Source organism: Stenotrophomonas sp. STEN023 (assembly GCF_056760135.1).
In genome coordinates this window covers 13,577-27,998 of sequence record NZ_JBRREF010000033.1, presented here as the reverse complement: position 1 = coordinate 27,998, position 14,422 = coordinate 13,577, and the positions used below count along the sequence as shown (strand labels likewise).

The window sequence follows — 14,422 nt, the reverse complement described above, 5'->3', positions numbered from 1 at the left end:
AGGAGATCATGATGAGCCCCACCAATACCGAGAACTTGAAGGAACACCTGGGCGAGGCTGGCGCACACCTGAAGTCCGCCGCTTCCGCCGCTGGCTCGGCCGTCAAGGGCGCCGCCGGTGCTGCCGGCGACGAACTGCGCCTGGGCAAGGCCAACATGAAGGCCGAACTGTCCGACAGCGCGCTGTCCGGGCTGGCCGCCGCTGAACTGGGCGGTGCCGCTGCCAAGGAACAGGTTGATGCACTGATGGACAAGGGCAAGGACCTGATCGACAGCGCCGCCGACCTCATCCGTGAGCGTCCGCTGGCTTCGTTCGGCGTGGCCTTCGCCGCTGGCTGGATCATCGCCAAGCTCGCCCGCAGCAACGACTGATCGGCGTGAGCGATAACGCAACACCGCCCACCGGCGACGATTCCACTCCGGGCCAGGCGCCCGGGCTGGAAGAAAGCATCCGTCAGGTTGGCGCAGCCGGCCGGCAGACGCTGGACTCGGCTTCCAACACGCTGCGCTCCCTGCGCCGGCTGGCTTCGGCCGACCTGGCCTTGGCGCGCAGCGCGTTTGGTCGCTCATTGGCGTGGAGCGGCGTGGCCATCGTATTCGGTGCCTCGGCCTGGCTGCTGTTGGCGGCCACGGCGGTGGCAATGCTGCAATACATGGGCCTGTCGCTGTTCGTCTCGCTGCTGATCCCCACCCTCACCAGCCTGGCCGTCACCGGCTATGCGATATGGCGGGTGTCCTACTTCTTCCACCACACCGGCATGCACGCCACCCGCCGGCAGTTGTCGCGGCTGGGCCTGTTCGACGAGCCCAATGGCGAAGACCCCGATGCCGAAGTGAAGATCCCCGGGGAGCACACACCGTGAATTTCGAAGCCCTGCAACGTCGTGTGCGCCGCGCAGAAGCCGTGGTGCAGGTGCGTGGCGAGGAAGCCACCCAGCACTGGAGCCAGCTCAACCAGAGCTGGCGCAGTGCATGGACACCCGGCCGCATCGTGGTGGTCGGCCTGGCCGGCGGCTTTCTGGCCGGCAAGCTGGAACCCGGCGGTGCCTTCAGCGGCAGCCGCTGGCTGCAGATGATCGGTTCGGTGTCCGGGCTGGTCAGCAGCGCGCAGGCCTCGGTCGCCTCCTTTGCTGCTGCTGCGGCAGCAGCCGGGGTGATGGCCGGGCAGGCAGCGGCAGATGCTGATGAAGGCGACGACGAGAGCGACGACGACGGCACGCCGCCGCCCGCCGCTGCAGCCGCCACGGCGCGCAGCAACAGCACGCCACCCGGCCCCGCCGAAGCGGCGACAGAACTGTCAGAATCCTGAGCACGGCGCCACCGCGCGCCGTTCCGTTCACGGAGCGCTGCCCGCATGTCTGACCCGTTGCCCGAAGCCACACCCCGCCCTGCCGAAGCCCCTGCACCACGCCCGCGTGCGCCCGTCGCCGTAGTGGTGCTGGCGACGTTGGCGGTGGGCTATACGCTGTGGGCCGCGCAGGAAGTGATCCTGCCGGTGCTGCTGGCGATGTTCTTCGCGTTGATCGGCAACCCCATCATCCGCCTGCTGCAGAAACTGCACCTGCCACGCTTCCTCGGCGCATTGCTGGTGCTGACCGCAGGTCTGGCCGGCAGCGCCGCGCTGACCGTGCAGCTGGCCGGCCCGGCCACCGAATGGGTGCAGGAAGCGCCGCAGCAGATGCGGCAGATCTCGCGGCAGGTGCAGGACTTCGTCAAACCGGTGCAGCAGGCCAACCTGGCGGCGGAGAGCTTTGCCCGCGCCGCCGGCGGTGAAGGCAACCGCAAGGTGCAGGTGATCCGCACCCAGCTCGACGATCCCTACAAGGCACTGGTGCGCACGCCCAAGCTGGCCGCCTCGGCGCTGGCGGTGGTGCTGCTGACCCTGTTCTTCATGATCTATGGCGAAAACCTGCAGCGGCACGTGATCGCGCTGCTGCCCAACCGCCAGCAGAAGCGCTTCACCGCCGAGATCCTGCGCTCGATCGAGCGCGAGCTATCGCGCTACGTATTGACCATCACCCTCATCAATGTCGGACTGGGCCTGATCCTGTCCGGCGTGCTGATGCTGCTCGGCATCGCCCTGCCCGAGGCCCTGCTATGGGGCACGGTGGCCGCACTGCTGAATTTCGCCCCGTATGTCGGACCACTAATCGGCATCGTGCTGATGCTGCTGATGGGCTTCGTCGAATTCCGCGATCCACTCACCGCCCTGCTGCCGGCGCTGGCCTACCTGGCCCTGCATACGCTGGAGGGGCAGTTGATCACACCCATCGTGCTCGGCCGGCGCATGGCGATATCGCCACTGATGCTGATCCTGGCGCTGATGTTGTTCGGCTGGCTGTGGGGCATGGTCGGCCTGCTGCTGGCGGTGCCGCTGCTGGTCTGCGTGAAACTGGTGCTGAGCCGCGTGGACGGCATGCACGGCTGGGCAAAGCTGCTGGAATAGCGTCCTCATTGTGGGAGCGGCGTCAGCCGCGAAGCTGACAATGCTGAAGCAACCAGCACCTCTGCCAACTGATGATGTGCCTGCTTCGCGGCTCACGCCGCTCCCACAAGCAAGAGCGGGCAGCCACGGCCCCTACAGGCCCGGCTCATGGGCTTGGCGTAAAATGCCGGGATGAACTTTCCCGTACTCGCCATCACCCTCGATCTGGACGACACGCTGTGGCCGTTCGCTCCCATCGGCGCCCGCATCGATCAGGTGCTGCATGACTGGATGCTGGAACACAGCCCGGCCACCGCCAGCATGTACCCGGTCACGGCCATGCGTGAACTGCGCGAACGCTCGTTCCGCGACAACCCGCAGCTGCATTACGACCTGAGCGCATTGCGCCGGCTGACCCTGGCCGAGGCGCTGGAAAAGAGCGGCGCAAGCATGGACCTGCTGGATCCGGCCTATGAAGCCTTCTATGCAGCGCGCAACCAGGTCGAGTTCTACCCCGATGCATTGGCCGCACTGCGCCGCATCGCTGCACGCGTGCCGGTGGCCGCAGTGAGCAACGGCAATGCCGACCTGCAGCGGATTGGCATCGGCGAACTGTTTGCCTTCCAGCTGGGCTCGCGCGAATTCGGCGCGGCCAAGCCGGACCCCGGCATCTTCCATGCCGCCTGCGAGCGCCTTGGTGTTGAGCATGCGCAGGTACTGCACGTCGGCGATCATGCCGAAATGGACGTAGCCGGCGCCATGCGTGCCGGCCTGCGTGGTTGCTGGATCAACCGCGAAGAACATTCATGGACCCACACCGAACTGCAGCCCGACCTGCAGTTCGACACCCTGACCGGACTGGCCGACTGGCTGGATGGCAATGCCTCCAACCCGCAGCGCTAAGCCACGGCCGCCAGCAGACGCTTTAGAGAGCACCATGACCCCGATTACCGCTTACACCAACGATTCCACCAACGCCCTGCCGCTGTACGTGCTGGACCGCGACGGCTTTGCCGCGTGGAAGGCACAGCAGCCGGCCGCCGTGCAGGCCTGGGCCGCAGCACAACAGTTCAACGCCGCACCGAACAGCGTGCTGTTGTTGCCCGGCGACAACGGCATTGCCGGCGCCGTGCTCGGCGTTGGCGATCACGCCGACGCCTACGCCTATGCACATGCCCCGTTCGCGCTGCCGGCAGGTACCAGCTGGCAGGTCGCCAACGCGCTGGACGCCAGCAGCAGCGCCAACCTGCAGATCGGCTGGGGCCTGGGCAGCTACCGCTTCGACCGCTACCGCAAGCTGGCGCGCCCGGCCGCACAGCTGCTGGCAACGCCGGCCGCTGAAGTGCTGGACGTGGTGACCGCCTGTCTGCGCGTGCGCGACTGGGTCAATACGCCGACCGAAGACATGGGCCCGCAGCAGTTGGAAGACGCCGCGCGCGATCTGGTCCAAGCCCACGGCGGCGAACTGGAAGTGATTGCCGGCGACGAACTGCTGGAAATGAACTTCCCAACCATCCACGCGGTTGGCCGCGCCTCGCACCGCGCACCGCGTTTGATCGTGCTGCGCTGGGGTAACGCTGGTGCACCGCATCTGGCGCTGGTCGGCAAGGGCGTGTGCTTCGACACCGGCGGCCTGGACCTGAAGCCGGCCGACGGCATGCGCAACATGAAGAAGGACATGGGCGGTGCCGCCCACGCCATCGCCCTGGCGGGCCTGGTGATGGCGCAGCAGTTGCCGGTGCAGCTGACCCTGGTGGTGGCTGCGGTGGAGAATGCCGTCGGTCCGGATGCCTTCCGTCCCGGCGAAGTGATCACCACCCGCAAGGGCATCACCGTGGAGATCGACAACACCGACGCTGAAGGCCGGCTGGTGCTGTGCGACGCGCTGACCTACGTCAGCGAGCAGAACCCGGACACCATCCTCGATTTCGCCACCCTCACCGGTGCTGCACGCATTGCGCTGGGCCCGGATCTGCCGGCCTTGTTCGCCAATGACGACACCCTGGCCAACCAGTGGCTGCAGGCCGGCGACAGTACCCGTGACCCGGTCTGGCGCATGCCGCTGTGGCGTCCCTACCTGCGCTACCTCAACAGCGGCATCGCCGACCTGGCCAACGCCGGCTCACGCATGGCCGGTTCGGTCACTGCTGCGCTGTATCTGGAGCGTTTCATCAACGAAGGCCAGGTGTGGGCACATCTGGATGTGTACGCCTGGAACGACGGCGAACGCCCGGGCCGCCCGGCCGGCGGTGAAGCGCTGGCATTGCGTTCGGCATGGGCGATGTTGAAGGCGCGCTACGGCGCCTGAAGCTTCCCGGCTTTTGGTAGTGGGGGGGCCCGCGCGGGCGCGGGGGGGGTGAGGGGGGAGCACAGACCCCCCAGGGGGGGGGCGGCCCACGCCGCGGCCCCCCGTTGTTTCCCCGGGCCGCCCCGCGGGGGGTCTGGGCCCCCCCCCGCCCCCCCCCCCCGCGCCCCGGCCCCCCCCACTACAGACGGCAAGAGCACCCCTCCCCAGCCCTCCCCTTGCCTACGGCAAAGGGAGGGAGCAAAGCCGAAGCCCCCCTCCCCGGCCCTCCCCTTGCCTGCGGCAAAGGGAGGGAGCAATGCATCAACCCTTCAGCGCTGCCAGCGACTCGGCCTGCAGGCGCTCGTAGATCGCGAACTCGTCGCTGACCGTCGCACCCAAGGCCTGCTCGAAAGCATCGCGGTTGGCACGCGCGGCATACGCACGCTGCTCACCGCCACCGAGGTTGGACTGGAAGATACCCGCCGCACTCACCGGCAGGAAGTCCTCATAGATGATCGGATCAGCGCTGGCCAAACCACGCTCGATCAATACTTCCGCCGGCAAGGCACGGGTTTGAGCATCAGCGGCAAGACCGGCATCGGTCAGGCTGTAACGGTAATAGCCCAGGCCTTCGCGGCGCAGAATTGCATGGTCATCCGGGAACGCGGTGAACGCGCTCTGCAGACGCTGCATGTAGTCACTACCGGCACTGCCCTCACCACCGCGCGCCTGCGCAAGCAGGGCGTCATACAGATCGCGGCCCTTCGGCGTCAGCGCGAGTCCGCGCTGTTCGATTTCACCAAAGCGCGCGGTATGCGTACCGGCATCGTTATCCGCACCGGACGGGAAATGCACCAGTTCCTCCAGCGCCTTGAAGCTGGTCTGGCGCAGCAGGATGGCGCAGTCGCGGCGCGGCGGGCCTTCGATCACGGCCTTGGCCGCCAGACCACGCTCCTGCATCGCCACCTGCGCGGCATCGATGTCCAGCGTGCGCGGGGTGAGGTGATTGATATGCGGGCCGCGGAAACTGACCACGTCGGCAACCAGGCGATGCGCGCCGTGCAGTGCGTGATAGGTCTCCAGTGAGACGGTGGCTTCGTTGTGCCAGCGGAAGGTCTCCAGCGACTCGACTACGAAGCGCCAGGCATCGTCTTCGCTCAAGCCACCATCGCGCTCGCATTGCTCGATCAGCTGCAACGCGCCAGCGGTGAAGATGTTGCGGCGGGCAAGGATCTCGGCGGCCTGCTCGCGCAGTGCGGCGTCTTCGATCAACTCCAGCCGCAGCAGCGAGGTGAACACGCGGAACGGATTGCGGTTCAAGGACTCGCCATCCACCGGGCGGAAGGCGGTGGAATGCACCGGCACGCCGGCCACCGACAGGTCGTAATACCCCACCGGCTGCATGCCCATCACCGCGAACAGGCGGCCAAGCGTGGCCAGTTCCTGCGCAGTGCCGACGCGGATCGCGCCATGGCGCTCCACGTCCAGGCGCTCGCGTTCGCCGCTGCGCTGCATCTGCGCGGCCAGTTCCGGCTGCGCGGCGAGGACGTCGGCGTTGATCGCGCCAACCAACTCCACCAAGGTGCCGTACAACGGCACTTCGGTGCGGTACATATGCGACATCGCCTGCGAGAACAGGCTGCGGATGTGATCGGGCGAAACGAAACGGTCGGCGGTCATGACAAAGCGCTTTGACGCGAAATCGAAGGAACGCCATTTTCGCCCGGAATCGCCCCCTGCGCCTATCTGCAGGGCAGCAAATACCGCCGCGGTTTACTCCGCGTCACTCCTGCGCGCTGCCGCTTCGCGCTGGGCGCGGTCGCCGAGCTGGCGCTGCAGCAGCGGATCCAGCGTGATTGGCCGGTCCCAGTGGTCGAAACTGGCGACGATGGCGTGGCGCAGGGCGCGCCAGCGCAGGTTGTCCGGTGGCGGCTGCAGGCCGGCCAGCACCTCTTTCCAGCTGGCCTCGGGCTGTTGTGCGCGCGCCTTCACCGCGGTACGGCAGTTGCTGCCGTTGAGCTTGCCCCAGAAGCAGGCCAGATAGACATCGCCGGGCTTCCAGCCATGGTCCTGCAGCAAGGCCTGCACATAGCCCGGACGGGCGCTGGCATAACGCGCCAGCTCATCGACGAAAGCTTCCGGGTAGCGCGCGGCATAGGCGTTGATATCGGTCAGCTGCTTGTCCACCCAGGCGTCACCGGTGGCCGGCGCATAGGCCTCGGCCACCGCTGCCGTTGCCGACTGTTGCGCCAGCAACGGCAGTGGCAGCACGGCAGCTGCCAGCAGACCCAGTCGCAGCAGCAACGCTGGCCGACGCAGGTATTGCCGGGAGCTGGCCGCGCTCATCTCAGTTGCCTTGCGCCGCTGCAGCCTGCGCGGCGACGGCACGCACCGCTTCCGGCCATTGGTGGGCGGTATCGGCGTGGTGCAGACGCGGCTCTTCTGCGGAGACGCCGTGCTCGGCCTCATGCGCCCAGGTCATCGCGTACGGGGTATGGATGCCCCAACCGCCCAGACCCAGCACCGGCTCGATATCCGAGCGCAGCGAGTTGCCGATCATCACGAAACGCTCGGCCGGCATGTTGAACTCGGCCAACACCTTGGCGTAGGTCGACTGATCCTTCTCCGAGATGATCTCGATGCGCGGGAACAGGTCCAGCAGGCCGGAACGCTCGATCTTCTGCTCCTGATGGAACAGATCGCCCTTGGTAATCAGCACTACCGGGTATTCGGCAGCGATGGCAGCCACGGCTTCGCGGACACCATCGATGACATCGACCGGATGCTCAAGCGTGCGGCGGCCGATCTCGACGATCTGGCGCAGGTCATGTGCGGAGATCTTCTCGTCGGTAAGCTCGATGGCGGCCTCCAGCATCGACAGGGTCATGCCCTTGGCGCCGTAGCCGAACACGGCCAGATTGCGGCGCTGCACCTTGAGGAGATGCTGGGCGGTGCCGGCGTCATGCAGGTCGATGTAGTTGCTGAGGATCAGGCCAAATTCGTGCTCGGCCTTCTGGTAATAGTCTTCGCTCTTCCAGAGCGTGTCATCGCCGTCGAAGCCGACCAGGCCGATGGCGGAGGGGGAAGTCTGCATGTTCATGCCGCACAGGATAGCAATCTGCCCTGCAGTGAATAGGGGATTGCGTCTGGAAGGCAGGGTTTGACTGGCTGGATTGGCAGCTCAAGCAAAGTGCACAGCAAAAGCCCCCCTCCCCGGCCCTCCCCTTGCCTGCGGCAAAGGGAGGGGGAAGAGCAGGCGCTCAGCGCTAACCGGCGGCGCAGGGGTTCAGCCCCCTCCCTTTGCCGCAGGCAAGGGGAGGGTTGGGGAGGGGTGCTCTTCGAGCCCTGCCCGGTTACCAATTACTTCTTATGCGCAGCCGCATAAGCCCGGTATTCCTCGGGCGTCAGCTTGCCGTTCTTGTCGCTGTCGGCCTCATCAAACACCTGTGCAAGGCCGGCATTGGCCTGCGACTCGGTCTTGCTGATGGCGCCATCACCATCGGCGTCAACATCGGCCCAACTCTGGCCGCCACCGGCCGCTGCCGATGCCTTGGCGGCGCTGCTTGATGCGCTGGCTGCGGCGCTCTGCGCCTGTGCGGCCGAATCCTGTGCTTCTGCAGCCTGTGCCTGCGCGGCGGCGGCCTGATCCTGTGCGTCCTGGGCCATGGCCGGCAGTGCAAGCGCGGAACCAACGATGGCAACCAGGGCGAACAGCGGGGTGCGATTACGTACGGTCATCAGGTCTTCCTCGTGTGTTGGCAAAAGCGCGGAAATTCCGCACACCCCAACCCTGACAAGCTGCGACTGAATCGATTGCACCCCTGAAAACCGCAGCGAACATCCTGTTAACCACTTGCACGGGATCAGCGGTTACCGCCCCTGTTAGCCGTGCATGAAGTGAAAGTAAGCCGATGATTAGAGCGTTCCAAGCATCGTGCCTATCGATGCAATGCCGACGCCTCACGCATCATGCGTGGTGTCAACCAGCGGCTGCCGCGAACTGAACAACAACCAACCCAGGCCGACGCCAACGGCTACACCGATCAGCTCAAACAACACGCGCGTGCCCAATTGGTCCGGATCATGGATCGACGCCAATGCCAACTTGGCGTACAGCGGCGACTGCAGGTTGACCATGCCCAGCGAAAACAGCTTCCAGCCATCCACGCCCGCAGCAATAGCCGCCGCTATCAGAGCGGAATAGGCGATGGCATGGCCGTGGCGCAGCCCTGCACGCCGGCACACCTGCCACCACAGTGCGAACACCACAAAGCCAATCGCCAGGGCGATCAAGCCAGCTTCCAGCGAGCCCAGCAGGCCGTAATGCAGAACCAGATTCATGGGCGCGGCGCGGTCCATTCAGGGAACCGCAGTCTAACCGCCCCTGCCCCGCTCAACGCACCGGGAAGTCATAGGCCGTGGCCGGCGTGGGCTCGGGCTTGAAGGTGTAATGCCACCATTCCATCGGATAGTTGGCAAAGCCCTGCGCCTGCATCGCATCCAGCAGCAGCTGCCGGTTCTGCCTCTGCGCCGCGCTGATATCGGGATTGGCGGTATGCGCCAGCACGTCGAAGCGGTCGAAGCCGGTACCCATATCCAAGGCGCTGCAAGGCATGCTGCGGCAATCCAGCACGCCCAGGTCCACCGTCGCCGCCCGGCTATGACCAGAGGTTTCGGCGATGTAGCCGTCGAGCAGGCGGCTCTTGTCGATATTGGGGTAGTAGCGCTGCTTGGCGATCTGATCCTTGCCATCGTGTACCCAGGCGACGAACGAGGTCACCGAATGCACCGGCCGGTAGCAGTCAAACACCTGCAGTCGATAGCCCTGCGCGCGCAGGCCGCGCTGCACCCGCGCCAAGGCCTGCGCCGCCGGCTGCAGCAGATAGCAACGCGGTGCTTCATAGCCGGGGACGGCGCGACCGGTGAAGTTGTCGGTGCCGGCGTAGCGGATATCCAGGGCGATGTCCGGGGCCAGCGTGGTGACATCGACGATACCGGCCTGTGCGGGCACCTTTGCCCCCGATACCTGCACCTGCTGGGCAAGCGCGGTGAACGGCAACAGCGCCAGCAACAACGGTAGCGATTTAGTGGCAATCGCCACTACGTTTGAATTCCAGATCGGGGTAGTCATAGCTGAAGTCGATATCCGGGTCGAGGGCACGTAGATGCAGCAGCGGCTGTTGCGCGTCGCCGGAAAATTCCAGCCAGGCATCAGCATCTTCGCCCAATCCTTGCCAAGCCACATACCAGCGTTCACCGGCACGCATCACCTGCCCACTCATGCGCGGCGACTTGACCGAGGCGAACTGCAGCTTGCCATCACGCGGGCACAGGGACACTTCGCCGAACCACGGATCCTGCCAGACGCCAGCCTTGCTGCCGAACTCTGCCGGCGTGGCCGCACGTGCCTTCGGCAATGCCGGGCGCACATGCCCCGCCGAGCGCCGCTGCGCGGCAGCGTCGTCAATCAACTTGGCGTAATGCAGCACGTCATTGTTCGCGGCCGGTGCGGTGTAGTGCTTGAGCATGGCCTGCATCAACGCGGTACGCGCATCTTCGCCTTCACCGTTGATCAGGATCACCACGCCGGTCTTGCGGTCCGGCAGCAAGGCCAGCGAGGAGTACATGCCGGACAAGGTGCCGGTATGCGCGACCTTCCACTGCCCATCCATATCCGACAGACGCCAACCGTAGCCATAGGCGTAGAAGTGCGTGTTGTCCCACTCGCGCAGGCGCTGGCTGATCGGCATCGGCATATGCGCCGTCCACAGCGCTCGCCGCTGGGTCGCGTCCAACCAGCCCGGCGCCTGTGCCGGGTCCAGCAGAACCTGCATCCAGCGCAGCATATCGTTGAGGCTGCAGCGTATTCCACCAGCACCCATCGACGGAAAATCGGTGACCTGTGCAGGATCGCGTTCGGCGGCGATGTTGCGCTTGCCGTCGCGATGATGCGGCTGGGCGATATTGCCAAGCGCCGCCGGTGACCATGCACCTACCTGACAGCGCAGCATGCCCAGCGGCTGGAAGATCTCCTCACGCACCAGCTGTGCATAAGGTTTGCCGCCTGCAGCAGCGGCAACTTCGCCGGCAACTACATACATCAGGTTGTCGTAGGCGTACTCACTACGAAAACTACCGGTCGACTTCAGATGTGCCAGCCCGGCAATGATGTCGGCGCGATCAAAGTTGTTCGGTTCGGGCCACAGCATCAGATCGCCTGCGCCCAGCCCAAGGCCGCTGTTGTGGATCAGCAGATCGCGCACCTGCATGTTGCGGGTAACCCAAGGGTCCTGCATGCGGAACTGCGGCAGGTGTTTGGTGACAGGGTCGTCCCAGCGCAGCTTGCCGTTTTGCACCAGCCGCGCCAGCACCGCTGCGGTCATCGCTTTGGTATTGGAGGCAATCTTGAACAGGCTGTCGTCGTTGACCGGCATGCCCTCACCTGCGACCAATTCACCGCGCGTATCGCGATAGACGATCTTGCCGTCTTCTATCACGCCCATGGCGATACCAGGCAGTTCGTAGCGCTGCACCGCCTGATCGAGCAATGCATCGAAACGCGCGTACTCCGCGTTCTCAGCGCCAGCGGCCTGCAGCGATCCGCTCAACGCGAGGCCAGCCGCCAACAACCAGATCCTCAATCCCACGATCACTCCTCCCAAAAGCGAACGGCCCGCCGAAGCGGGCCGTTCTCACAAACTACATCAGAAGTTCCAGGTCACAACAAGGTTGGAGTAACGCGGTGCCTGCCAATTGGTGCCCTCGGCGAAGTAAGGCATCTTCGTACCGGGAGTGCTCTCGTAGCGGGAGTGCACGTTGACCACCGTCTGCCGGTTGAGCAGGTTATAGACCGACAGGCGTGCCGTCAGGTCGATACCTTCCACCGGCAAGGTCCACATCACGCTGGCACCGAGATCGATTACCCAAGGCATGCGGCCGAACGCACCGCGCTCGGAGTACTCCAGCTCGCGGGTAGCCCAGGTCGAGCAGTTGGCTTTGCACAGCCAGCCCGAACCACCACCACTGTATTCACCCGGGCCGCCAGCATTGCGGTTGTCGTTCGGCCAAACCACGCCGAATGCGGTGATCGGACCACCCGAGCGGGCCGACAGCGTGCTACCGAAGGACCACTGCTCATTCAACTTGTACGCACCACGCAGCTTGAACTGGTGACGGGCGTCATTGAAGGTGACGCCGAAGCGCTCGTTGACCGCCGGGTGATCGTAGTACTGCACCAGATTGGTGTCGTTATAGCCGGTATCCGAATTCACCGGCCCTTCGATATTGCCCTCGCTCTTGGACAGCAGGTAGCTGGCATTGAACGACCACTTGTCATTCCAGGCACGGTCGATCTGGAACTCCAGCGCCTTGTAGGTACGCTTGGGCCGCTTGTAGCCCATGATGGTGCCGCTGCCCAAGGCCTTGTAACCATCCGTGGACGAATCCAAGTTCACCCAGCTGTTGGTAGTCGGGCACCACAGCTGATTGGTTTCACCCGGGTTGATGATCGGCCACTGACCCGAGGAGTACCAGCTGCAGCCTTCCACATGGTTGATTCGCGCATCTTCCACGGCGCGTGTCATGCGACGGTAGGTGGCATTGACGCCATACGACCATTCCTCGTTGATCGCCTGCTGGAACCCGAGGATGTACTCATCCTGGAATACCTGTTTCAGGTCACGTGCCACCGCGGTACGCACGTCGGTCGGTGCTGGGGCGTTACCTTCTGTGTTGACCGGACCGATCTGCTGGCCGAGCACCGGAACCTTGTAGGTGTTCCCGGTTGAGCTCTGCTTCTCCGCCCAACCATTGAACACGTAGTAGGTATGCTCATCGGTGGTACCGCCACCGAAGTAGTCGGTGAGCTTGTTGGTGAGCGGGGTGTAGTAACGACCCGCGTTACCGAACACCTTCATCGAGCCATCACCCTTCACGTCCCAGCTGAAGCCAAGACGCGGCGAGATCATGTCATTGAACTTGGATTTGGCGAAGGTGGCGCCCGAGGCCAGTTTGTTGTGGAACTGGTCGAAACGCACGCCAAGGTTCAACAGCAGGTTCGGGGTGACATTCCAGTTGTCTTCCAGGTAGAACGCCTGGGCCTTGGTACTGACGGGTGCACCGGTGACCTTGTAGCGTGCATCAACAATGTCGGTAACACCGGCTGGCAACACCGTACCATTCACCGCACTGCCCGCCTTGACCGAGAGCACCTGATACGTGGATCCGTCGCCCGGGTAGAGCGTCGAGCTGTCTGAATCCATCACCTCCTGGTCCACACCAAAGCGGACCAGGTGATCGCCCAGGGTCCACTCAAAATCCAGGCGCGCCGCTTCGCGCTTGTCTTCACGGCTGCTGATGGCGCTATTGGTCGGGTGACAGCCCACGTTTTTCTGCTGGCCATACTTCTGGGTGTAGCTGGACGCCACAGTGATGATGCTGCACTCGCCATCCATCGGGCTATCACTGACCGCACTACGCTTGTTGACGCCGTACATCGCCTTGGCGACAAAGTTGTCGGTCAGATGGCCGGTGTAGGTCAACGACCAGTTATCACCACCGGAGGAGCCACTGCTCTGGCCGGTGGACTCACCCAGATTATTGGTATTCCAATCGTACTCATCGCCGCCGTAGCTGGTGGTCAACGAATCCGCCTTGTCTGAGAACGCAAGCAACTCCAGCAGGTGGTTGTCGTTGATACGCCAATCGAGCTTGGTGCCCCAGAAATCGTTGTTGCTCTTGGTCTTCAGCGCCTCGGAGGTATCGATATCCTGCGACTTGCTGTCGCGGTTTTCGTACATCGCGAAGAAGAACAACTTGTCCTGCATGATCGGGCCGGACGCCCATACATTGGTCTTCGTCAGCGGGGCGCGATCGCGACTGGTGCGGTCACGCTCGTCGATGGTGCCATCATGGTGGAAATGATCCTTCTTTTCCGAAGCCCATGCCGACGGCTCCATGGTGACCTGCACACCACCCTTGAACTCATTGCCGCCCGAGCGGGTAATGGCATTGATGACGCCACCGGTGCTGCGACCAAACTCGGCCGAATAGCCGCCGGTCTTGACCTGAAACTCTTCATAGAAGTTGAAGGGAACCGTCGAGAAGCCCTGGCGACGATAGGGATCGGTGACGTTCAAACCGTTGATATAGGCCACGTTCTCGGCCACGGAAGAGCCACCAAAGCTCAAGCCACCAAAGCTCGAACCGGAATCCACCACGCCCGGCGCCAACAAGGCGACCGCGGCTACGCTCTGGTCCACCGGCATGCGCGCCAGCTCTTCGCGCTTGATGTTGAACGAGGATTCGGTCGAGTAGACGTCGACGCGATTGACGATCTTCGAGCCGACTACCTGCACCGAGTCCAGGTTCACCGCGCCGTCCGCGCTGCTACCACCCAGGTTGACCGTGGTGGTGCCACCCAGCGAAACATTGACTGCCAGCGGCTCCTTGTCGGTCTGCCCGTCACGCTTCACCTGCAGGCTGTAATCGCCGATCGGCAACTGGCTTAGGCGGTACGAGCCATCACTGCCGACGGTGATGCTACGGGTCAAACCCGTTGCCTTGTTGACGATGGTGATCTGATCACCTGAGCTTGCGCGACCGGCGATGGCGCCGCTTGCGCTCTGTGCCATCACGCTCGGCGCCATCACGCCAAGACAGGCACCCAATGCGACGGTCAGCGCCGCCCTTTTCAACATTTTCCTGTTCATC

14 protein-coding genes are annotated in these 14,422 nt (G+C 64.3%); 6 read left to right on the top strand and 8 right to left on the bottom strand.

What is annotated here, in order from left to right; translation table 11 throughout:
• The first annotated feature begins 11 nt into the window (after positions 1-11).
• The 6 genes from ACVOLV_RS11230 (at position 12) to ACVOLV_RS11205 (ending at position 4,732) form a co-directional block, all read left to right on the top strand.
• Entirely contained in the window at positions 12-371 is a 360-nt protein-coding gene (locus ACVOLV_RS11230) for a hypothetical protein (RefSeq protein WP_481554475.1), read from the top strand.
• Between the two features lie 5 nt (positions 372-376).
• Positions 377-862, top strand: a complete 486-nt coding sequence (locus ACVOLV_RS11225; protein ID WP_481554474.1) for a phage holin family protein — start codon at positions 377-379, stop codon at positions 860-862.
• Positions 859-1,308 (top strand): protein sip-5, encoded by a 450-nt coding sequence (locus ACVOLV_RS11220; RefSeq protein WP_481554473.1) that lies wholly within the window; start codon positions 859-861, stop codon positions 1,306-1,308. The genes ACVOLV_RS11225 and ACVOLV_RS11220 overlap by 4 nt, the downstream gene beginning before the upstream one ends.
• A 45-nt stretch (positions 1,309-1,353) precedes the next feature.
• Complete coding sequence (locus ACVOLV_RS11215) at positions 1,354-2,445, top strand: AI-2E family transporter (protein WP_481554472.1); 1,092 nt, start codon at positions 1,354-1,356, stop codon at positions 2,443-2,445.
• Between the two features lie 171 nt (positions 2,446-2,616).
• A complete protein-coding gene (locus tag ACVOLV_RS11210; RefSeq protein ID WP_481554471.1) occupies positions 2,617-3,327 on the top strand; it encodes an HAD family hydrolase in 711 nt (236 codons plus the stop codon).
• Between the two features lie 34 nt (positions 3,328-3,361).
• Positions 3,362-4,732, top strand: coding sequence for a leucyl aminopeptidase family protein (locus tag ACVOLV_RS11205; RefSeq protein ID WP_481554470.1), 1,371 nt, complete (start codon positions 3,362-3,364; stop codon positions 4,730-4,732).
• 300 nt (positions 4,733-5,032) lie between these two features.
• Here the strand turns inward: ACVOLV_RS11205 and hglS are convergent, their stop codons facing one another.
• The 8 genes from hglS to ACVOLV_RS11165 form a co-directional block, all read right to left on the bottom strand.
• Entirely contained in the window at positions 5,033-6,391 is a 1,359-nt protein-coding gene (gene hglS / locus ACVOLV_RS11200) for a 2-oxoadipate dioxygenase/decarboxylase HglS (RefSeq protein ID WP_481554469.1), read from the bottom strand.
• 93 nt (positions 6,392-6,484) lie between these two features.
• Positions 6,485-7,057: a hypothetical protein gene (locus ACVOLV_RS11195; protein ID WP_481554468.1), complete on the bottom strand. Its 573-nt coding sequence runs from the start codon at positions 7,055-7,057 to the stop codon at positions 6,485-6,487.
• A 1-nt stretch (position 7,058) separates the two neighbouring features.
• Positions 7,059-7,811 (bottom strand): HAD family hydrolase, encoded by a 753-nt coding sequence (locus ACVOLV_RS11190; RefSeq protein ID WP_481509778.1) that lies wholly within the window; start codon positions 7,809-7,811, stop codon positions 7,059-7,061.
• Positions 7,812-8,071: 260 nt separating this feature from the next.
• Positions 8,072-8,449, bottom strand: coding sequence for an EF-hand domain-containing protein (locus ACVOLV_RS11185; protein ID WP_481554467.1), 378 nt, complete (start codon positions 8,447-8,449; stop codon positions 8,072-8,074).
• Between the two features lie 222 nt (positions 8,450-8,671).
• Complete coding sequence (locus ACVOLV_RS11180; protein WP_481554466.1) at positions 8,672-9,052, bottom strand: hypothetical protein; 381 nt, start codon at positions 9,050-9,052, stop codon at positions 8,672-8,674.
• Positions 9,053-9,104: 52 nt separating this feature from the next.
• The gene (locus ACVOLV_RS11175) at positions 9,105-9,842 is read right to left on the bottom strand and encodes a M15 family metallopeptidase (RefSeq protein ID WP_481554465.1); all 738 of its coding nucleotides are present in this window, start codon (positions 9,840-9,842) and stop codon (positions 9,105-9,107) included.
• Positions 9,796-11,358 (bottom strand): serine hydrolase domain-containing protein, encoded by a 1,563-nt coding sequence (locus tag ACVOLV_RS11170; RefSeq protein WP_481554464.1) that lies wholly within the window; start codon positions 11,356-11,358, stop codon positions 9,796-9,798. Before ACVOLV_RS11170 ends, ACVOLV_RS11175 begins: the two co-directional genes overlap by 47 nt.
• 57 nt (positions 11,359-11,415) lie before the next feature.
• Positions 11,416-14,421 carry a TonB-dependent receptor gene (locus tag ACVOLV_RS11165; RefSeq protein WP_481554463.1) on the bottom strand — a complete coding sequence of 1,002 codons (3,006 nt, stop codon included), beginning with the start codon at positions 14,419-14,421 and terminating at the stop codon, positions 11,416-11,418.
• Position 14,422: the final 1 nt, after the last annotated feature.